Annotated in this window: 20 protein-coding genes and 1 pseudogene; 7 read left to right on the top strand and 14 right to left on the bottom strand. The window is 38.3% G+C overall.

What is annotated here, in order from left to right; all coding sequences use genetic code 11:
* Nucleotides 1-136: 136 nt before the first annotated feature.
* Nucleotides 137-313 (bottom strand): hypothetical protein, encoded by a 177-nt coding sequence (locus J2R98_RS09560; protein WP_307068404.1) that lies wholly within the window; start codon nt 311-313, stop codon nt 137-139.
* Nucleotides 314-2,278: an aconitate hydratase gene (locus J2R98_RS09555; RefSeq protein ID WP_307068402.1), complete on the bottom strand. Its 1,965-nt coding sequence runs from the start codon at nt 2,276-2,278 to the stop codon at nt 314-316.
* A 254-nt stretch (nt 2,279-2,532) separates the two neighbouring features.
* On the opposite strand from J2R98_RS09555, the gene J2R98_RS09550 reads away from it, so the two are divergent.
* A complete protein-coding gene (locus J2R98_RS09550; RefSeq protein ID WP_307068400.1) occupies nt 2,533-2,640 on the top strand; it encodes a putative holin-like toxin in 108 nt (35 codons plus the stop codon).
* 139 nt (nt 2,641-2,779) lie between these two features.
* Nucleotides 2,780-3,318: pseudogene (locus tag J2R98_RS14535) on the top strand (LOG family protein).
* Between the two features lie 15 nt (nt 3,319-3,333).
* Here the strand turns inward: J2R98_RS14535 and J2R98_RS09535 are convergent.
* Entirely contained in the window at nt 3,334-3,876 is a 543-nt protein-coding gene (locus tag J2R98_RS09535) for a histidine phosphatase family protein (protein WP_307068394.1), read from the bottom strand.
* 186 nt (nt 3,877-4,062) lie between these two features.
* On the opposite strand from J2R98_RS09535, the gene J2R98_RS09530 reads away from it, so the two are divergent.
* Entirely contained in the window at nt 4,063-5,784 is a 1,722-nt protein-coding gene (locus tag J2R98_RS09530; RefSeq protein ID WP_307068392.1) for an aromatic amino acid hydroxylase, read from the top strand.
* Nucleotides 5,785-5,831: 47 nt separating this feature from the next.
* Here J2R98_RS09530 and J2R98_RS09525 read toward each other — a convergent pair whose 3' ends face one another.
* Entirely contained in the window at nt 5,832-6,659 is an 828-nt protein-coding gene (locus tag J2R98_RS09525; protein ID WP_307068390.1) for a hypothetical protein, read from the bottom strand.
* 76 nt (nt 6,660-6,735) lie between these two features.
* Between J2R98_RS09525 and J2R98_RS09520 the strand changes: the two genes are divergently transcribed.
* Nucleotides 6,736-7,149 (top strand): hypothetical protein, encoded by a 414-nt coding sequence (locus J2R98_RS09520; protein ID WP_307068388.1) that lies wholly within the window; start codon nt 6,736-6,738, stop codon nt 7,147-7,149.
* 14 nt (nt 7,150-7,163) lie between these two features.
* On the opposite strand, the gene J2R98_RS09515 is transcribed toward J2R98_RS09520, so the two are convergent.
* Together J2R98_RS09515 and J2R98_RS09510 are read right to left on the bottom strand one after the other, a co-directional pair.
* On the bottom strand, nt 7,164-7,856 hold the full coding sequence (locus J2R98_RS09515; protein WP_307068386.1) for an aspartate/glutamate racemase family protein: 693 nt from the start codon (nt 7,854-7,856) through the stop codon (nt 7,164-7,166).
* 57 nt (nt 7,857-7,913) lie between these two features.
* On the bottom strand, nt 7,914-8,816 hold the full coding sequence (locus J2R98_RS09510; RefSeq protein ID WP_307068385.1) for a cysteine hydrolase family protein: 903 nt from the start codon (nt 8,814-8,816) through the stop codon (nt 7,914-7,916).
* A 168-nt stretch (nt 8,817-8,984) separates the two neighbouring features.
* Between J2R98_RS09510 and J2R98_RS09505 the strand changes: the two genes are divergently transcribed.
* Together J2R98_RS09505 and J2R98_RS09500 are read left to right on the top strand one after the other, a co-directional pair.
* On the top strand, nt 8,985-9,176 hold the full coding sequence (locus tag J2R98_RS09505; protein WP_307068383.1) for a YfhD family protein: 192 nt from the start codon (nt 8,985-8,987) through the stop codon (nt 9,174-9,176).
* Nucleotides 9,177-9,348: 172 nt separating this feature from the next.
* On the top strand, nt 9,349-10,773 hold the full coding sequence (locus J2R98_RS09500) for an LVIVD repeat-containing protein (RefSeq protein WP_307068381.1): 1,425 nt from the start codon (nt 9,349-9,351) through the stop codon (nt 10,771-10,773).
* A 271-nt stretch (nt 10,774-11,044) separates the two neighbouring features.
* Here the strand turns inward: J2R98_RS09500 and J2R98_RS09495 are convergent, their stop codons facing one another.
* From J2R98_RS09495 to J2R98_RS09485, 3 genes are all read right to left on the bottom strand, one after another.
* A complete protein-coding gene (locus tag J2R98_RS09495; RefSeq protein WP_307068378.1) occupies nt 11,045-13,444 on the bottom strand; it encodes a heavy metal translocating P-type ATPase in 2,400 nt (799 codons plus the stop codon).
* Between the two features lie 14 nt (nt 13,445-13,458).
* Nucleotides 13,459-13,755: a metal-sensitive transcriptional regulator gene (locus tag J2R98_RS09490; RefSeq protein WP_307068555.1), complete on the bottom strand. Its 297-nt coding sequence runs from the start codon at nt 13,753-13,755 to the stop codon at nt 13,459-13,461.
* A gap of 85 nt (nt 13,756-13,840) precedes the next feature.
* The gene (locus J2R98_RS09485) at nt 13,841-14,479 is read right to left on the bottom strand and encodes an NAD(P)/FAD-dependent oxidoreductase (protein WP_307068376.1); all 639 of its coding nucleotides are present in this window, start codon (nt 14,477-14,479) and stop codon (nt 13,841-13,843) included.
* 123 nt (nt 14,480-14,602) lie between these two features.
* On the opposite strand from J2R98_RS09485, the gene J2R98_RS09480 reads away from it, so the two are divergent.
* Nucleotides 14,603-15,169: a hypothetical protein gene (locus tag J2R98_RS09480; RefSeq protein ID WP_307068374.1), complete on the top strand. Its 567-nt coding sequence runs from the start codon at nt 14,603-14,605 to the stop codon at nt 15,167-15,169.
* Nucleotides 15,170-15,199: 30 nt separating this feature from the next.
* On the opposite strand, the gene J2R98_RS09475 is transcribed toward J2R98_RS09480, so the two are convergent.
* The 5 genes from J2R98_RS09475 to J2R98_RS09455 form a co-directional block, all read right to left on the bottom strand.
* Complete coding sequence (locus J2R98_RS09475) at nt 15,200-16,390, bottom strand: anti-sigma-I factor RsgI family protein (protein ID WP_307068372.1); 1,191 nt, start codon at nt 16,388-16,390, stop codon at nt 15,200-15,202.
* Nucleotides 16,390-17,103: a sigma factor gene (locus tag J2R98_RS09470; RefSeq protein WP_307068370.1), complete on the bottom strand. Its 714-nt coding sequence runs from the start codon at nt 17,101-17,103 to the stop codon at nt 16,390-16,392. Before J2R98_RS09470 ends, J2R98_RS09475 begins: the two co-directional genes overlap by 1 nt.
* A 130-nt stretch (nt 17,104-17,233) precedes the next feature.
* Complete coding sequence (locus J2R98_RS09465) at nt 17,234-18,088, bottom strand: DUF5667 domain-containing protein (protein ID WP_307068368.1); 855 nt, start codon at nt 18,086-18,088, stop codon at nt 17,234-17,236.
* Between the two features lie 25 nt (nt 18,089-18,113).
* Entirely contained in the window at nt 18,114-18,638 is a 525-nt protein-coding gene (locus tag J2R98_RS09460; protein ID WP_307068365.1) for a hypothetical protein, read from the bottom strand.
* 135 nt (nt 18,639-18,773) lie between these two features.
* Nucleotides 18,774-20,207, bottom strand: a complete 1,434-nt coding sequence (locus tag J2R98_RS09455) for an aldehyde dehydrogenase family protein (RefSeq protein WP_307068363.1) — start codon at nt 20,205-20,207, stop codon at nt 18,774-18,776.
* Between the last annotated feature and the right edge of the window lie 49 nt (nt 20,208-20,256).

The following is a 20,256-nucleotide window of genomic DNA, read 5'->3' as shown; positions in this document are numbered from 1 at the left end:
TAGTTACTACATAACTGTATTTCGCCTTCGAAAGGTGCTTCGATTCTGGTTTCCTCTGTGCAAAGGACAACAAACTTAAGTATAGCTTTTTAAACAAAACGAACACCTCGTACCCTACGAGGTGCTCACCCTTTAATTAGTCTAATATTCGATTGTTCTCATCAACATTAGTAATACGACTTTCATCTTTGTTTTCATACTCAGAAACATAACCGTCTCCGCTACAGACGGTGCATGTGTAGCGCCATTCTTCATCGTCCATTAATAACCTGGCGCCTTCGCATGCTTTGCAACGAAATTGTTGTGAACCCATTTAGACACCACTTTCTTGTTGTTTGTTTTTAACCCAATTAATAATGCCACCTGCTAGTATTATGTCCAAATGACGGTCTGTTAAACTATGCTTCACTTTAACTTTTTCAGCCTTACCTCGTATACCTACTTCAAATTCATTCGACTCTTGGATCTTGTCACGAACGTTTTCAAATTCTAACACCGCACCTTGCTCAATTTTGTCGTATTCTGATTCATCTACGAACGTTAAAGGTAGTATGCCGAAGTTAATTAAGTTTTGTAAATGAATGCGAGCAAAGTCTTTCACAATGACAGCTTTTAAGCCAAGATAGCGTGGGGCTAATGCTGCGTGTTCACGACTCGATCCTTGACCGTAGTTATATCCACCGACAACAGCATGACCTCCATCGTCTCGAATCTCCATCGCACGCTCGTAGTAATTATCATCAACAATTTCAAAAGTAAATGTACTAATCTTCGGTAAGTTACTGCGATAAGGTAAGACGCGCGAACCACCGGCTAAAATTTCATCAGTCGAAATATTATCTCCCATCTTCAATAAGACAGGAACTTCAAAGTTGTCTTGAAGTGGTGCCATGTTCGGAATTGAACTAATATTAGGTCCTTTCTCTAACTCGACAGTTAAACCATCAGCTGATGTTAATGGCTCTTCTAACATGCCTTTTTCTTTTTCAAAGTCAACTTTCGTCGGCTCTTTTACTTTAGGGTAATCCATATCTAACGTTCTTGGATCGGTAATCTCACCTGTTAACGCTGAAGCTGCAGCGGTTTCAGGACTACATAAAAATACACTATCCTCATTTGTGCCTGAACGGCCAGGGAAGTTACGAGGCGTTGTTCTTAAACTATTGCGACCAGATGCAGGTGCCTGCCCCATTCCGATACAACCGTTACAACCAGCTTGGTGGAGTCTTCCACCAGCTGATAAAAGACTTGCAATATGTCCATCATCAACTAACTGCGTTAAGATTTGACGAGATGATGGGTTAATATCTAGAGAAAGGCCTTGTGCTACATGTTTGCCTTTAACAACCTCTGCAACAATCGCAAAGTCACGATAACCCGGATTAGCTGATGAACCAATGTATGATTGATAAATCGGTTCGCCTGCCACTTCACTAACTGGAACGACATTACCTGGGCTTGATGGCTTCGCGATTAATGGCTCAAGACTCGATAAGTCGATTTCTTCATGAAGGTCATAGCTCGCGCCACGGTCTGCTGTCACTTCTACCCAATCTTCTTCTCTTCCTTGTACTTTTAAGAAATTCTTAATTTCTTTATCCGACGGGAACACGGTTGCCGTTGCACCAAGCTCTGCTCCCATGTTGGCAATGACATGGCGGTCCATAGCTGATAATTCTTTAACACCAGGGCCGTAATACTCAATGACCTTCCCAACTCCACCTTTAACATCATGACGGCGTAACATTTCTAAGATCACATCTTTGGCACTAACCCAATCAGGAAGCTTTCCTGTTAGCTTAACGCCCCAAACTTGTGGCATTTTAATGTAATAAGGCTCTCCTGCAATAGCTAAGGCAACATCAATACCACCAGCCCCCATAGCAAGCATCCCCATACAACCGTTAGCACACGTATGGCTATCTGAACCGAGTAGCGTCTTACCTGGTACAGCTAACTTCTGCATATGAACTGGATGACTAACCCCATTACCAGGACGGCTATAATAAAGGCCGAATCGGTTAGCCGCACTACGTAAAAACATATGGTCATCAGCATTTCGGTAGTCATCTTGGATTAAGTTGTGGTCAACATACTGAGCTGATGCTTCTGTTTTCGCCTGATCAACACCCATAGCTTCAAGCTCTAACATGACCATCGTACCTGTTGCATCTTGTGTTAACGTTTGATCAATTTTTAACCCAATCTCTTCACCAGGCTTCATTTGTCCTGAGACAAGATGCTCTTGAATCAACTTCTGTGTCACATTCATTTTCACGTGAACATACCCCTTTCTACTATTTCCGCTCATTAAATAAGTATCTTTACTGTTAAAATTACCCACACCACTACTTTATTAAACGCGACTGTTCGATATACACGCCATTAATATAATGCTCAATTCTTCAGCATTTTACACAGCTAAATAGGACATAAGTCGTTTTTTGTTCGATTCACTTTACGAACATATGTTCTTATTTTATAATGTAGACAGCCTTATACCGAAGGAAAATTTTGGAGGTGTTGCTTTTAGTGGAAACGTACGGATTTTTGTTAGTCATGCTAGGGTTCGGTTCATTTATCGTGGCGCTTCTTTCTCTAATCATCCAAATCATTAACGCCATCATTAAAAAGAAGTAGCTCCTTAGTGACACTCAAAGGAGCTACTCGTTTTAATAAGAGGTATAATGCTGGTTTAAAACAAATGATATAATTTTACATAAAGCATATTATAATTGAATAAAAATAATAGACATCTTTAAAGAATGGGAGTTATTCGATGAAACGTGTAGCAATATTCTGTGGTTCGCGCGAAGGTCGCGATCCAATTTACATGGAAAAAGCTAAACAGTTAGGCGAAGTCTTAGCACAACACAACATTGAGCTCGTTTACGGCGGTGCGGTAGTCGGTTGCATGGGTGCTGTTGCTGAAGGTGTGTTAGAAAACGATGGGAAGGCGATTGGTGTAATCCCTGAAAACTAAAAACGATCGAAATCGCTCACGATGCACTCACTGAATTACATGTCGTTGAAACGATGCACGACAGAAAAGCCATGATGGCACGTCTTGCTGATGCTTTTATCGCATTGCCTGGTGGTGCTGGCACATTGGAAGAATGGTTTGAAGTCGTAACATGGGCCCAGATTGGATATCACGAAAAACCTTGTGCACTTCTCAATATTAATGATTACTATACACCCTTACTCGAACTATTCGATCATATGATTGAACAAGGGTTTGTTGACCAGTTACATAAAGAGTTAATTATTATGGAATCTGATCCACATGAATTAATTAACCATATCAAAGAGCTATAACACATAGCTCTTTTTTTATTGGTTCCAAATACGTTTAACTTCACGTCGAGTTAAGTTAATTTCATAAATATCAGGATTTGTGAGTTCCTTCCACCCTTTAAACCCAAATGTTGGATCAAAATGATTTAAAATCAATGAAATTAATCCACCATGCGAAACAACAATTGTCGCTTTATTTTGGCTTAATTTAATATCAGTCAAAACTTTAAGCGCTCGCTCAGCCGCTTCTCTACTTGATTCACCACCTGTAAGTTTCAAATCAAAATCTTGATACGTTTGTTCTAAGCGGTCCATCCAGTCAGACAGATTCTCACTACTTAACTTTCTTTCCTTTAAGTCTTCAGCTACAAATAAATCAAGTTGATGTTCTTGTGCTGTTGGCATAATGGATTGAATCGCCCGTTCATATGGGCTCGTTATAATCTGATCAACTCGCTGGTTACTAAAAAAATCGCGTAAACGATCAGCCTGTTTCTCACCTTGTTCTGTTAGCTGACTACTTGCTTCTTGTCCTTCTGCCTTACAATGCCTAACTATATAAACTTTCTGATCAACCATATAACACTCTCCTAATGACTCTATTAAACTACTTATATATGAAATAAAACTTTCAGTCAACTAAATTATAATTAATGGTTGCTAATTTACTATAAAAAATGATATATTAGTTTTTAAATACTCGTCACTTTATCAAGTAAAAGCGTTTAAGTGGACAAGCACAAAAGTGATAAAAGGAGTGCTAATATGCAAACAGTTGAAACGAAATCCGTACCTAAACATTTAAGGAAATACACAGCCGAACAACATTATGAACATTACACTGCTATTAATCATGCCGTATGGCGTTATGTCATGCGCCAAAACCATAATCTATTAAAAGATACAGCCCACGAAGCCTATACCGATGGCTTAAAAGCATCTTCCATTTCAATAGACAAAATTCCAAACGTTGATGAAATGAATGAAAGCCTTGCACCATCTGGTTGGGGAGCTGCAACAATCGATGGATTCATCCCTGGGGTTGCCTTTTTTGAATTCCAAGCACAAGGCATACTACCAGTCGTAAATGAAATTCGTAAGTTAGAAAACATACTATACACGCCAGCTCCAGACATTATTCACGAAGCTGCTGGTCACGCACCAATTTTAGCTGATCCTGAGTACTCAGCTTTCGTTAAGCGATTTGGTGAAATTGGTATGAAGGCAATTGCGACAAAAGAAGAACATGACCATTTTGAAGCTGTTAGAAACTACTCGAACCTATTAGAAAAAGGTAATGCTACTGAGGAAGAAATCAACCAAGCGAAGCAAGAAGTCGATGAATGCGAAGCAAAGATCACTGAGCTTTCAGAAGCACAAATCGTCGGTCGTTTTTACTGGTGGACAGTGGAGTTTGGCCTAGTCGGTGACCTTGACGACCCTAAAATTTACGGGGCTGGCTTACTATCTTCTGTTGGCGAAGGTTCCAATGCCTTAAGTGATGAAGTTGAGAAAATGCCATTTGATATGGATGCCGTCATTAACACAGGTTTTGATATTACTAAGCCTCAGCCTCATTTATTCGTATGTAAAGACTTCAAGCAACTACTCAATGCAGCTGAAGAATTTGCGAAAACGATGTCGTTTATGAAAGGAGGGACAGAAAGTTTAGAGAAAGCCGTTCGTTCTGCCAATACCGCTACAGCTGTATTTAGCTCAGGTCTTCAAGTGACAGGTGTTTTCACTGAGTTATTAAAGGATGATCAAGGAGAAGCAATCTACTTAAAAACAAATGGTGAGACAGCCTTAGCTGCAAGTGACCAACAGTTAGAAAACCACGGGACAGACGTCCACGCTGACGGTTTCGGTGCACCAATTGGTCAAATTACTGGACTTGAAAAACCACTTGAAGACTTAAGCGATGATGAGCTTAAAAATATCGGAGTTCAGATTGGAAATGACACTGAACTAAACTTTGAAAACGGTATTCAAGTTAACGGTAAAGTTACTGACCTTGTTCGCCATCATGAAAAGTTAGTATTAATTTCATTAGAAGATTGCACTGTCACTAAAGGGGATCAAGCCCTTTTCAAACCTGAATGGGGTACGTTTGATTTAGCTGTCGGAACTGAAATCACCTCTGTCTACGCTGGTGCGGCTGACGGTGAAAATTACTACAATGTCGATGAAGCTCAAAAAACGCCAATTCCAGAAAAGACACAAGTAAAACTAAACGAACTTTATGCACGTTTAAGATCCATTCGAGACAATGGTTCTAACAATTTAGTTGCTGACTTACAGCCGATTCATGAACAACTAAAAGAAGACCATCCTAAAGATTGGCTTCTTCGTCTAGAAATGGTGGAGCTATTAAGCGAACTTGCTGATACAGATTTAAAACAAACATTACTAGATGAATTAAATAAATTAAAGAGAGAGAATGAAGAGTTTAACACGTTAATCGAACGTGGATTATCAATCGTCTAATCAACCTTTTAAAGAGGAAAGCGAACGCCCGTTTTCCTCTTTTTACTTTATTGTATTTTTAACTTCCTTACATACATAACTAATGACACGCTTACAATAAGCGATATAAAAGCGATCCCGATCGCAACGTATGTCCAAATGTTAGGTGAAGTATTTAACTGTACATTATAAGCGATATTTAAATCACCTCTTACAGCCTCATTTAAATCGGTTTTATTATTTCTGTCTCTTAGATGCTCATGATTAGTTCCCTCGTCTATGACGAGCCACTGCCCACTAGTCAAAACATTAGAACCAGGTAAGGTTGGTTCGATGTTTTCGGCACCACGTTCTTCATCGAAATGGTTTAACTGCAAATGACTCTGTTCAGTTCCGTTATGGAATTGAGGAAACTGATACATCACGTTCACCACTTGAACATATATATTATCTCTTTGAGCAAATAGGCCAAGCCGTCCAGAAAAACCTGCTCCACTACTGCCGCCACTTTGTCCTCCTTCAACATATGTTGGAATATCAATTAATAACTCTACACGCACCTCCTCACCTGGCTCGAGATCACCTGATATATCGATTGTTTGTCGGGTTCCTTCATCTACATTAACATCGAAAGTTTCAGGTTTGTTAGCTACCTTCACTGTTAAACCTAGAAGATGTCCGGTAGTCGGCTGGAAACTTTCTGAAATACTTTGTGTCGTCGTACTCGTGTTTTCGTATTCACGTGACATTGTAAACGTCATATTACCACTGTAATCTCCAGCACCCTGGACCATAATGCCAAGCGACACTTCTCCTTCTTCCTCTTCGGCACTAATTTTTTGATTGATTCCTACTAGAAGTAATGCAACGACCGTCAATAATATGATCTTCCTCAAAATAAAACCTCACAATCTATCGAATCACTAATATCCATGATATGATAATGCTATATTTAATCAAGTAGGTGATTTTATGCTTCTTAGAAAATTTCTCGCCTTTTTACTCGCTTCGGTTATACTAACACCGACACTAACCGCTGTTTTATATTTAACGAATGGCGGAATGTTTCTATCCGTTTTATTACCAATAATCGCACTTTATGTCATTGGTGGTCTATTCTCTTTCGGCATTCCAGCATCTGTCCTATCTGATTGGTTAACCCGAAAAATGACTGAAGTTAAACGACGCCAATATTCCTTTTGGTTTCACGTCCTGTCCGGAATAAGCTTTATATTTATACTCGGAATTTTAGCAGACCCAAGTACGTTATTTAACGACTTCATAGAGTATTGGACAAATATGTACCCATTTTTCTTTGGTGCTTTGTTTGCTGCTATAGTTTTATGGTTTTGTGACGAATGGGTGCGAAAGAAACGCGGTAAATAGCTATGATGGGAAATTTATTCTCCCAATGCGTATTCAACTGCCTTTTGGACATGGATCTTTGATGTATCATAGACTGGCATGTCTAGATCCGTTTGACTTATGAGTAGTCCTATCTCAGTACAACCTAATATGACAGCTTTTGCTCCTTTTTGTTGTAAACGTTCGATCACTTCTAAGTAGTATTGTTTCGACTCCTGTTTCAGTTCACCCAAGACAAGTTCATTGAAGATAATCTCATTCACTTTCTTTTGCTCTTCATGTGTCGGAACAGTAACATCAATACCATATTCACGCACCCGACCTTTATAAAAATCTTGCTCCATCGTATATTGTGTTCCTAATAAAGCAATCGAACTAACATCATCTTCTTTTATCTTTTCTGCAGTCGCATCTGCAATATGAATAACTGGAAGATCCGTCATCCCTTCAACATAGTCAATCATTTTATGCATCGTGTTTGTTGCTAAAATGATTAATTCTGCTCCAGCGCTTTCAAGTTTTTTCGTCACTTCTGCTAACCTATCTCCCGAATCACTCCACCTACCTTCAGACTGGCATTTCTCGATCTCTGCAAAATCGACACTATAGATGATACATTCCGCTGAATGCAAACCACCTAATCGATGTTTCACTTCACGATTGATCTGTTGATAGTATGAAACTGTCGATTCCCAACTCATTCCGCCAATAATTCCAATTGTCCGCAACGTCATTCTCCTTCCAACGACAAATTCTAGCTATTTCCTGGGGAATTGACACAATTCCTACAAATTAAGCTCACTTGATTCTACAAGTTTAACACCGTATTTGTCAGATAATTGTTTCCAACCCTTCTCAGTCTCCTCTTCAAAGCTTGGAATACAACTCATTCCGTCTTTCAATACATAAATGTTGTGTGTTAAATCATTTGTCGCAAAGTGTTCAGCAATTTGCCTTACTGACTCAAAAACACAATGTGATTCCGCTTCCCCAGCTATAATAACCTTATCAAACTGACCAATATAATGAAGTAAACCATAATCCGTTTGGTCGTCCTGACTATATTCTGGCTCAATAATTCCGTATTTCTCACTTAGAGGGTCTAGGCCTTTAACGACCTTTTTCACTTCTGTATTTCGAACGATCGAATGAAAATGAATCAGTTTCGAAAACTGACTTTCTAATGCAGCACCTGGCGTCCCTTCTATACAATGAAATGGCCAAATGCACAGTTGTTTCAGACCTTGCCGTTCTAACCCTTTCACATATTGAATGCTCTTATCGTGTTCATACAGTGGTGTCCACTTACCTGCTTCAACATCTGCGACTGTAATAATAGTTAAAGGCTTCGGGTGATTCCCCTTTTGATCAATCCACCAAGATGGATGGAATATTTGCTTCATCGCATGAGTATCTAATGAAACGGCTATATTTGTAATACTGTATAAGTTACGGTAAATAAAACGCGTGATCGCATGAACATCTTCGTGCGACCCCGGCACTCCCAATGCGCCTTCTTCCAGAAAATCGTTTTGCAAATCGATCCCTAAAAACAACACCTTCTCCTCATCTTGCTTAGCATCATTTAATTCTTCTTGACTTGCTAAAGAATGCACTTCATTGAAATCAATCTTTTCATAATGACCTATAGCATGACGGTTAATGATTTGTTCAAATTTAGTATTCATCAATCCACCCTTTCTAAAACCATTTATATTTATTATGACGAAGCAAAAAGAACAATTCAAATTATTCAGACTAAAGTAATGGTACGAAAAAATAGGATGAACAACATAACTCACACCATATCATCGCATACTACATTTGTACTAAATAATAAGTGAGGTGATCTTAAGATGGGTAGAGATGAACACAAAGGTAAAAGCCGCAAACCTTTAGGTCAAACACCGAAAAGTGAACAGCTAGAAGCGCGTGATGTAGAGTTTGCAGAAGAATTAGCTGATAGTGCTGACATTGAAGCTCAACGTCGAGCAGAAGCTGCAGATCAACGTTCGAGTCAACACCAACATAACCGTCGTAAATCTTAAAATGATGAAGTGGCCGTCCAATGACGGTCACTTTTTTGTTAAACTTTTACAATATCTAGTTAATTAGACTGTCGAAATAATAAGTCTATCTTCATGTTAACTTTTTCTTCCAAATCTATTAAACTATTGAATAGAGTGAATATTCACTAAATTTAATTTTGGAGGTATGTGTATGAAAAAACGAAGTATCCTAATGACTTCAGCATTGTCAGGCGCCCTTGTCTTTTCAAGCTTTTCACCAACTGTTTTTGCACATGATGAGTTCGATGAGTCAGGTGCAGAGAAAGGAGAAAGAACAGTATTCACAGAAGAGGAGCTTGAATCACTAGGATCACCACTTATTGAAGGTGATAAAAACGTTCAATTCTTAAATGAAGCCGCCTCTTTACAACTCGAACAAATTCGAGATGGTATTCAAAACAATGCAGCAGATGTATATTCACATAAAGGTTTTGCCTATGTAGGAACTCACACAGCAGGTGGCGGTGATGGCGGGGTTCGTGTCTTTGATTTACAAGACCCTGAAAACCCTGAAGAAGTAGCTGTCTTCGCTCACGATGATGTTCCGGGTACATGGCATGAGAAAGTAATAGTTAAATCAGTGAACACACCTGATTTCAACGGTGACTTAGCCGTTGTAAGTGTTCAACAATTAAATCGTCATGCAGATACTTCTGGAGGTTTTCTACTTTATGATGTAACAGACCCTTATAATCCTGAAAAAATGGGGTATTGGGAAGTATTTAGTGAAACGCGCGGTACTCACGAACTTTATATGACAACCCAAGGAAATCGAGCACTCGTACTAACAGCAAATCCATATGCAGACATCTACAGTGGTGGAGAAGAACATGACTTTCAAATTGTTGATGTATCAGACCCTAAAAACCCTGAAACATTGTGGCAATTTGACCCGAGAATGTTACCCGAGGTTTCAGACAATTTTAACGGTTACCACTGGGAGTCTCCGGACGGCAAAACAAGACCTGTATTCGCTCACAGTGTTATAACGGACAACAACGGTAAACACGCTTATGTATCAATGTGGGATTTAGGGACGATCATTTTTGACATTGAAGATCCTGAAAACCCTGAGTACTTAGGCCGTACAGACTTTGCCTCTGATCAACAAGGTGCTGCTCACTCAGCTACTGTAGCTAAAGGCGGAAATGTTCTAATTGAGACTAGGGAAGTTTATGTCCCAGTCCGTGATGGATATGAAGAAGCTTATGGGTACACGCGCATTTTCGATATTAAAGACCCTACTAACCCAGAGCTACTAAGTGAATTCACGACAGACTTAACTTTCCAAGTTGAAGACGGTGCGACATTTGCTAATACCGTTCACGACCCTAAAGTAAGAGGTAATACTCTTTACCTTTCTCACTATGCTGGTGGGGTATATGCAGTTGATATTACTGACCCGGCTAACCCAACTCAAATCGGGCAATACAAGTCAGACCAAGCTAACGTTTGGGGCGTGTTTGTAGACCGAAACTTTGTTTTAGCATCTGATATGGGACAAGGGTTAAAAGTTTTAACGAAAAATAATCGTGGTGGTAATGGGAATGGCAATGGTAACAACCCTACACAATAACTTCAAAAGTAATCGCTAATGGCGGGCACCATGAAGAAGTGCCATCTATAACCTTGATCAAAACTACCTTAATGATCAAACTGTCATTGCTTCCGAGAGTGATGAAGAAGTTTTAACAAATCAGTTTAAAACAATGCTTTCTGATTGGTGGTTAGACCAAGAGAAGTTAATCTTAACAAGGCGAACACCCTATTACACACCTCTTGTGACAAGGATTCCGCCGTTTTAGAAAAGTAAGAAGCCACTCCTAATTGGAAGTGGCTTCTTGCTTTTAGATATTCTGTCTTTTAAGTCTTAATGAATTCGTTAAAACTGAAACTGAACTAAACGCCATAGCTGCACCAGCTACCCAAGGTGCTAAGAAGCCCAATGCCGCAACTGGGATGCTTGCTGAGTTATAGAAGAATGCCCAGAATAAGTTTTGACGAATGTTTCGCATTGTCTTTTTACTTAACTTGATCGCTTTCGGAATGTTGTTTAAGTCGCCACCAACTAGTGTGACGTCTGCCGCTTCAATTGCGACATCGGTACCAGTTCCAATTGCCATACCAATATCCGCCATTGCTAATGCAGGGGCATCGTTAATCCCGTCACCAACCATCGCAACTTTTTTACCTTCTTGTTGTAGTTTTTCAACTTGATCAGCTTTATGCTGCGGTAATACTTCTGCAATCACATTTTCTTCAGGAATCCCAACTTCACGTGCAACGGCACTAGCTGTTCTTTTGTTATCACCTGTCATAATATAAACGTCAATCTCGTCATTTTGTAGCGTTTCGATCGCTTGCTTAGATGTTGATTTAACAGTATCTGCAATCGCAATAACAAATCGTAATTGACCGTCGATCGCCGCTAAAACAGCAGTCTTTCCGTCGTCTTCAAACTGTTGTAACACTTCTTCTGCTTCAGTAACCTCAATACCTTGTTCAGTTAACAATTTACGAGTTCCGACTAATACGTTTGATTCGTCAATCGAAGCTTGAACACCGTGCCCTGTAATGGCTTCAAACTGATTAGGGTTGTTTACTTCAACATCCTGTTCTGTTGCATAAGCAACAACCGCTTCAGCTAATGGATGTTCAGAGCGCTTCTCAGCTGACGCGATTAATGCAAAGTCACGTTCATCACCTGAGATTGTTTGAACATCTGTAACACGTGGACGACCTTCTGTAATCGTACCTGTTTTATCTAATAATACAGCTTGAATACCTTGAGTACCTTCTAAGTACTCGCCACCTTTAAACAGAATACCATTTTCAGCACCACGTCCTGTACCAACCATGATTGAAGTTGGTGTCGCAAGTCCTAAAGCACACGGACAAGCAATCACAAGTACTGCTACCGACGCTGTAAGAGCAGGTGCCCAAACGCCTGGATTAACGATAAAGAACCAAACGGCAAATGTTATAATCGCAATGACGACAACGATTGGAACGAAGATACTTGATATTTTATCAACCATTCTTTGTATAGGAGCTTTAGACCCTTGAGCATCTTCAACGATTTTAATGATACCTGCTAAAGCTGTATCTTTTCCGACTTTTTCTGCAACCATTGTAATGGTACCGTTTTTGTTAATCGTTGAACCAATTACTGTAGATTCTTGTTGCTTATCGACTGGAATGGCCTCACCAGTAATCATCGATTCATCAATCGAAGTCGTTCCTTCAACTACTTCTCCGTCCACCGGAATCTTTTCACCTGGTCTTACGACGATATGATCACCGACTTGAACTTCTTCTACAGGAACTTGAACTTCTTCACCGTTTCTTAACACGGTTGCTTCTTTTGCTTGTAAATTAAGCAATTGCGTAATCGCAACTGTTGTACGTCCTTTGGCAACTGCTTCTAAATACTTACCAAGTACAACAAGTGTAATAATAATCGCACTCGCTTCGTAATAAAGTTCAGCATGATGTACAACTCCCATTTGCCATAACACTGATTGAACGAAACTGTACATGAATGCTGCAGTCGTACCTAATGCGACTAATACGTCCATGTTGGCACTTTTATTTGTAAGTGAGCGGTATGCCCCTTTATAAAACTGCGCACCAATATAAAACTGAACGACAGATGCTAAAACAAACTGGGTCCAAGGATATTCAATCCAAGCAGGGGCAGACAAATTCGTCTCAAATGGCATGTGACCAAGCATCGTTAAAAGTAACGGTGCAGAGAAAATCGCCGCAATTATAAATTTGACCTTTTGCTTTCGGATTTCTTTTTCTTTAGAAGACTCTTTTTCTTCTTGGTCTTGTTTCAATAAAGCTTCAAAACCTAACTTCTTAACTTTCTCTTGAATATCATCTACCGATACCATTCCAGGGGTATAAGAAATGGTTCCTGACTCTGTCGTTAAGTTGATATTCGCTTCACTAATACCATCCATTCGAGCTAAACCTTTTTCTATTCGCGTTGAACAGGCTGCACATGTCATGCCTTTAATATCAAGCTCAACCTTTTCTTCTTTAACGCCGTAACCTAATTTATCAATCTTCTCAACGACATCATCAACAGAGACTTGATCCTCATCATACTTAACATCCGCTCGTTCCATTGAAAGGTTAACGTTTGCCTCAACCCCATCCATTTTGTTAAGTACTTTTTCTATTCGTGTTGAACAGGCTGCACACGTCATTCCTTCCACGTTTAATCTTGTTTCTTTCATCGTTGCACCTCCCTTTATTTTGTATATTGTTGCACGACTTTCATTAATTCTTCCATATATTCGTCCCCTTCACCTTGCTTGGCTGCTTGGTGGACACACATTCTCGCATGACGTTCCATCATGGAGTAACCAACTTTGTTTAATGCCGCATTCACTGCAGATATTTGAACTAATACATCGACACAATAACGGTCTTCTTCAATCATTTTTTGTAAGCCTCGTACTTGGCCTTCAATTCGTTTTAATCGATTGAGCATCTGTTCTTTTTCAGAGTTCGTACGGGGTACTACTGGCTCCTCATCAGAAACCATTTTTGGGTCTATATTTTCATTTTGAGACAATACCAACACCTCCTAAGTGCTTCTACATTTACTATACCCCCCTATAGTATTATTGTCAATGATTTAGTTTGCCCAATTTTAATTCTTCTTTAATATTTTCAAACCCATAACGTGAAATAAACTTCGAAAACTTCTCTCGCTTTCTACCATTCTGTCTGTAAACCTCCAATACTCGGTCTACTAGATCAAATAATTCTTCAGAAGTTAAATCATCAGCAAACAATTGTCCAACCTTAGCATTGTAACCTTTTGCTTGGCCACCTATGTACAATTGATAATGTTCTTTTTTCTTCATTACACCTATATCATTTACTAATGGTTCACCACAACCTACAGGGCAACCTGTGTACGCTGGTCTTAAAGTAAAAGGAACTTCTTGACCAGCAATCCTATTATTTAACTCTTTCGCAACAGGCATCCCCTCTTCTTCCTCACCTTTACAAAAATTGCACGTCCTTAAACTTTTGACATAGTTCCCTACCTTATAATAGTAAAGACCAACCTCATCGAACTTTTTCTTAGCATCTTCGAATTGTGATTCTGGAATTTTTACAATTAATTGTTGTAAGGTAGTCAGTTCAATTTCTTGATCTTCACCAAGGTACTCACCCAAAACGATTAGCTGTTTAGGCTTCAACCATGAGCCATAACCAATACCACCATTTATAGCTAAAGGTATATAACGTTCAGTCATTCATACCTCTCCTTTTTATTTTAAATTTTCAAAAATTATATCATACCCCGGTAGCGTATACAACTTTTATCATACTTTGAATCTATTATCATAGATTATTACTAACAAGGGAGGACAAGTGTTATGACTGCTGAAATCTTTTCAATGCTTATTATTTTTCTAAATATTTCAATCGTCTTTTTTGCCTTACACTATAATAAAGAACGCTCATTTAGCATGGGAATGATGGTCTTGATCATGGTCGTTACTATGACTTTCGGTTTTGTGTATGGGTTTTTATTTGGAATTGTATTTGACCATAACCTTTTAATCAGTACACTCATAAGCTGTGGGATTGCTGCTTTAACCGGTTTAATCATGGGGGTATTTACAGATGGACTAGCTCAGCTCGAAGGTACATTCACAGGCATTATGGCTGCAATGATGGGAGCGATGTTAGTTGTCATGCTTCCTCTATCAGAAGGGTTATTTATTTTATTAATTGGACTTCTTCTACTTACAGGGACATCATTATTTATGATGACGGCTCTCATAAAAAAGAACAACTCACGCTTCAAGTCTAAGCAGGAGTTGATCTTGTTAGGGGTTACGTGTTTATCGATTGTTATAATCTTCTTTACTTTTCCACATGAGAAGCCTATATATGAGGAAGAAGACAAGATTCATAACCACACATCTGCGTCAGTATAATTGGATATATAGAAGAGATTGTTACTTCGGTCAAGGTCTTTTATCTGACGATTGATCTTTGTTATTACCAGCATCTTCATTTGATTTTTCTTCATGGTTTTTATTACTTCCTTCTTCACCATGATCACTTGATTCTTGTCGTTCTTTATCATCTGTTTCTTTATCGTTTTCGTTTTCATTTTTTCGATTATGTGAATCATCTTGCGTTTCATTTTCACTCACATTTGAACCTCTGTCTTCTGCTTTTGATTTTTCTGCGTTTCCGCTTTCACTTTTTTCTTCATTTTGATCATTGGAGGGTTTGTCTTCCTCTTTATTTTCAGTAGCTTGATTAGTACTAGATCTATTATCTCTGTTTTCGTGTTCCGGTTTGTTGTCTTGCTGTTGTTCCGGATCAGGTTTTTCAACATTTTCTTGTTTATTTTCTTGGTTAGGGAGTTCCTCAACTTGTGAGGACTTTTTATTATTACTTTGAACTTCGTTTGGGTTAGGATTTGATTCATCTTGCTTTAGCTTATCTAATAGTTGACTTACTGACTCTCCGATGACTTCTGATGCATCATTAACCTTACTTTCTTCAGCTAACCTTTTCCCTAAAAGATATTTATTTAAAGAGATATTTTTTTCACTTGATTCAGAAAGATCTTCTTCACTACCATGCATATAATCAATATTAACTTGTTTATTTTCGGATGCTTCCTCTAAATCTCTTTCAATCTGTTCTAAGTTAGCTTCATGTTCTGTAGATAACGAAACAGCTGAGGTGACCATTGTGAATGGCGTGCCTTCCTCTATATACCCTTTTTGTTCTAATTCCTCGTGAATGGTCATAACTGCTTCTGAAAAACTTCGATTGAGAGATAAATTTTCAATAATTGTTTCGCCCTCATCATTGTTTCCAATCATTCTAATTACTTCAAAATCCTCATTAAGTTCTAATTCAATACTTGGATTTACATCAATAGCAACTAAATAAGCGGGATCTTGATGCTCTGAGGAAAAAATGCTATAAAGCATTATTGAGAACATGAGAATAACAGCAACTGATACATACTTCATCCAAGAGACAGAACTTTTCGTGGAATATGCCACATATGACTGACCAATTAATGGAAACTCATTATCTGGTCTCACAACATTCTTGAAAGTTCCTTCTTTTGTCATTAGAACTATTTCATCATCAGTAACTTTCACTACAGTACCGACTATCTCTTTCTTCATCAAGATCCCCCCTTCTCATTAGATGGTTTTAAAAATCCCTGTAATTGCACCCATTCAGGATGCAGTTTAATAAGTATTATTGTTACTAGATATTTACGATGTTTTTCTAGTGTTTTGTATTTATAAGAAGTTTCTTTTACGAGTTTTGAGATGGGCAATTTCTTTTTAACAAACAGTTCTTTGACAAGTTCCTCTTTTTGCACAAAAAATGTAGCTGCTTCTAATAAAGATTGCCGCGTTTTTTTATGTTTTGGTGAATAATCTTCCAATTCTTCAAAAACGACACCATACTTAGTTAATTGCTCATTCAAATCCATTATCTCATCAACTAAATCTCGTTTTCTTTCTGAACCTTCATAAAAACCGATTGAATATTCTTCTCGACTAATAACATCTCCACCCTCAACATCTAACGAGAGGTGATGCCTTTGATTCTCTTTCTTAAAAAAATCAACTAAATCTCGTTTAATTATTAGATAGGCATAGCTTGTAAATGTACGGTCTTGGTCATCTTTATATGTATCTATGGCTTTATTAAAAGCAAGCAAACTAATACTTGCTTCTTCATCGCTCCATGAAATATATCGTTTGCAAACATTCCCTGCAACATTAAGAATATATGGTTTATAGTATTTTATCAGCCTTTCACGGGCTAACTCGTCCCCATCTTTAATAGAATGTAAGATCTCTTCAACCTCTTGTGTTGTATCCATATTACCGCCTACCTAATCATTTATAGTTTCTATACACAATAAATCATTTTTGGCATTAGGTAAACAACTAAATGTCCTACAATTTTTGAGGCAACAACTTCTCTGTTGTTGCCTCGTTTACCCTGATAAGTTATGGTCTATTATCGTTTCCTTGTTCTCTATTCTCTTCACCTTGTGAACCAGATTGACCATTTTCCGCTTGGGTTTCATTACTATCTTCGTTTCGATTAGCGCCTTCTTCACTTACTTCTTCTCGTTGTTCTACGCTCTCTTGATCTTGTTCTCCATTTTCACGTGCTTCTTCTCTATTCTCTTGACCTTGTTCTGCATTTTCACGCGCTTCTTCTCTATTCTCTTGACCTTGTTCTGCATTTTCACGCGCTTCTTCTCTATTCTCTTGACCTTGTTCTGCATTTTCACGTGCTTCTTCTCTATTCTCTTGACCTTGTTCTGCATTTTCACGTGCTTCTTCTGCTTTTTCTTGTGCTACTTTAAAGTTCTCCATTGCTTCTTCTTGATTAGCTAAAGCATTAGAAACCCCTTCTTTTGCTTCTTCAGGTAAATCTTCACGTTCTAACATTGACTCAAGATTACTTGAACGCTTCTCAGATTTTTCTGCTACAAGCTCTTCTACATCAGATACATCTTCATTATTTTCCTTAGCTTGTTCAATGTTATAATCTACTTCTTCTAAATGATTCTCGTAGTCTTCTAAAATCTCTTCTGCTTCTTCATGCTTTCCTTCCTCTATTAACGCTTGTGCTTCTAACAACCTTTTATCAGAAAATTCATCTTGTAATAATGCTTTCTCACCGTAAACCTCAGTTAAATCATATTCAGCATCCTCGATCATTCGACTTAATTCATAAACCTCTGATTCAGGATTAACAAATGACTGTTCTTGTTCACTTTCTTCATCAGCATGAATCGTCGTTCCACCCACCATTAAGACAAACGTACTTAAACCAACTACAAATTTTTTCATAATCTAACACCCTTTCTATATATAATTAATATTTCACTTGTTCATGAAAACCTAAAATAACGTCTTCTACTTCACCGTACTCATCCGCTGCAGTAACAAAAGTTAATACAATTGTGTTTCCATTAGATATTGAAAAATAGACATCAGACCTTACACTTTCCTGACGATCCGTCTCATAAGCTAGGAATTGCTCCTCATCTTCCACAACGGTGACATTATTTGCTCCAGATAACAACTCATCCTTTAAATCTTGAACACTTTTTTTAGTCGTAAGCAAAGTTAATATAGACGTTACATCCTCATGTTCAAAAACGACATTTGTCGGATCATTTTCTTCTTTACTTAACGACCAACCTTCTTGCTCATAAACTGCAACTCCAAAAGTTTCATTTTCATACATTGCTGTTTCAGAATTAACCTGTTCTTTTTCAGAAAGACTTATATCTACGTCTTTCTCCTCTTGCCCTTCTCTAACCTCATCATCTGAACAGCCAATCATTATTACAACTGTCATTAACATTATTGCAATTACTCGTATGTTTTGCTGCAATTTCTATCCCCCTATAAAGATCCATCCAAATTTCCTTTGTCCTACTATACGATTCTTTTGTCGAATTTTAGAGGGGAGAATAAAAAAATTTTAAAAAAATAAGCCCTCCATTTAAGGAGGACCTAAAACGAAAATTCAAAACTTATAATTCAAACTAATCATTTTACGATTCACCATTTCTTGAATGGCATATTTCACACCTTCATAACCATATCCAGAGTTTTTCCTACCCCCATATGGCATATGGTCAAACCTTAACGTTGGTAAGTCATTAATAAGTACTTGACCAACATTTAATTCGTGACCGAACTGAAGTGCTTGTTTCATATCATTCGTAAACACGCCTGCATTCAAGCCGTACTGACTATTGTTAATCGACTTTAGTGCTTCTTCTCCACTTTCAACTGTATTAACAATGACGACTGGTCCAAATGCTTCTTCTTTATAGATTTTAGACTCAGGTTTAACATCTGTTAAGATCGTCGGTTGTAAACCGCCATTAAGTTGCTTTCCACCTGCAACAACCTTCGCTCCATTTTTTTCTGCCTCATCAATCCATTTTAATAACCTTTCTTGGGATGGTTCATCGATTAAGTTAGAGATATCTGTCGTTTGATCTAAAGGGTCCCCATAGACAAGCTTTTCTGTTTCAATTTTAAACTTCTCTAAAAAGGCTTCGATTAGATCTTCATGAACATAAATACGCTGTGTACTAATACAAACTTGACCATTGTAAGAAAAAGCGCCTGTTACAGCTTGTTTGGCGATGTCTTTCACACGGTCTTGTTGACTTTTATCAATATATAAAGCTGAATTGTTGCCTAACTCAAGTGTTACTTTTTTCAACCCTGCTTGGGATTTAATTTCACGGCCGACTTCAGGGCTTCCAGTAAACGTCACCTTTTTTATTACGTTACTTCTTAGTAACACTTGCCCAAGTCTCGGACCATCACCTGTTATAACGTGATAAGCATCTTCTGGAAGACCTGCTTCAACTAATGCTTCACGCAGTAAAATGGCTGATAGAGGTGTTTTTTCTGCTGGTTTGACGATAATTGAATTACCAGCGGCAATGGCTGGTCCTACTTTATGAATAACTAAGTTTAATGGGAAGTTGAAAGGGGTGATCGCCCCAATGACACCAATTGGTTCAAAAATGGTGTAAGCATCTCTTCCTGCCCCATTCGGTGCTGCGTCTAATGGAATGGATTCACCTTCAAGTTTACGCGCTTCAATCGCTGAAAACTTTAACGTTTGAACCGTACGATCCACTTCACCTAAAGCATATTTCATCGGTTTGCCCGCTTCTTTAGCAATTGTTTCGGCAAATAAGTTTTTATAATCTGACACAACTCTAGCTGCTCGATCTAATACCTCTGAACGTTCATACGCTGGCATACTTTTCATCTTTTCAAATGCCTTTTCAGCCTTTTGAATCGCCTCTTCCATCTGGTCTTCTGTACATTCTGGGATCCTTATAATTTCTTCTTTCGTATGTGGATTGACTAATGCGTATGACTCGTGTGAGTTTTGATTTAACTGATTTATATAATCCAAATAAGTTAACATAACGATCACCTTCCTCCGTTTATATATTCTAACTGTTAGTATTCCACGA

The organism is Alkalibacillus filiformis (assembly GCF_030814115.1).
GTDB lineage: Bacteria > Bacillota > Bacilli > Bacillales > Alkalibacillaceae > Alkalibacillus > Alkalibacillus filiformis.
Note: the sequence above shows the minus strand (reverse complement) of the source record. Positions and strands in the feature narration are given on the sequence as shown.

Coding starts and splice junctions, on each gene's coding strand:
- J2R98_RS09500 (WP_307068381.1), top strand. CDS start 9,349: ATGAAAAAACGAAGTATCCTAATGACTTCAGCATTGTCAGGCGCCCTT.
- J2R98_RS09480 (WP_307068374.1), top strand. CDS start 14,603: ATGACTGCTGAAATCTTTTCAATGCTTATTATTTTTCTAAATATTTCA.
- J2R98_RS09505 (WP_307068383.1), top strand. CDS start 8,985: ATGGGTAGAGATGAACACAAAGGTAAAAGCCGCAAACCTTTAGGTCAA.
- J2R98_RS09520 (WP_307068388.1), top strand. CDS start 6,736: ATGCTTCTTAGAAAATTTCTCGCCTTTTTACTCGCTTCGGTTATACTA.
- J2R98_RS09475 (WP_307068372.1), bottom strand. CDS start 16,390: ATGAAGAAAGAGATAGTCGGTACTGTAGTGAAAGTTACTGATGATGAA.
- J2R98_RS09490 (WP_307068555.1), bottom strand. CDS start 13,755: ATGGTTTCTGATGAGGAGCCAGTAGTACCCCGTACGAACTCTGAAAAA.
- J2R98_RS09495 (WP_307068378.1), bottom strand. CDS start 13,444: ATGAAAGAAACAAGATTAAACGTGGAAGGAATGACGTGTGCAGCCTGT.
- J2R98_RS09535 (WP_307068394.1), bottom strand. CDS start 3,876: ATGGTTGATCAGAAAGTTTATATAGTTAGGCATTGTAAGGCAGAAGGA.
- J2R98_RS09510 (WP_307068385.1), bottom strand. CDS start 8,816: ATGAATACTAAATTTGAACAAATCATTAACCGTCATGCTATAGGTCAT.
- J2R98_RS09560 (WP_307068404.1), bottom strand. CDS start 313: ATGGGTTCACAACAATTTCGTTGCAAAGCATGCGAAGGCGCCAGGTTA.
- J2R98_RS09485 (WP_307068376.1), bottom strand. CDS start 14,479: ATGACTGAACGTTATATACCTTTAGCTATAAATGGTGGTATTGGTTAT.
- J2R98_RS09465 (WP_307068368.1), bottom strand. CDS start 18,088: ATGAAAAAATTTGTAGTTGGTTTAAGTACGTTTGTCTTAATGGTGGGT.
- J2R98_RS09455 (WP_307068363.1), bottom strand. CDS start 20,207: ATGTTAACTTATTTGGATTATATAAATCAGTTAAATCAAAACTCACAC.
- J2R98_RS09530 (WP_307068392.1), top strand. CDS start 4,063: ATGCAAACAGTTGAAACGAAATCCGTACCTAAACATTTAAGGAAATAC.
- J2R98_RS09470 (WP_307068370.1), bottom strand. CDS start 17,103: ATGGATACAACACAAGAGGTTGAAGAGATCTTACATTCTATTAAAGAT.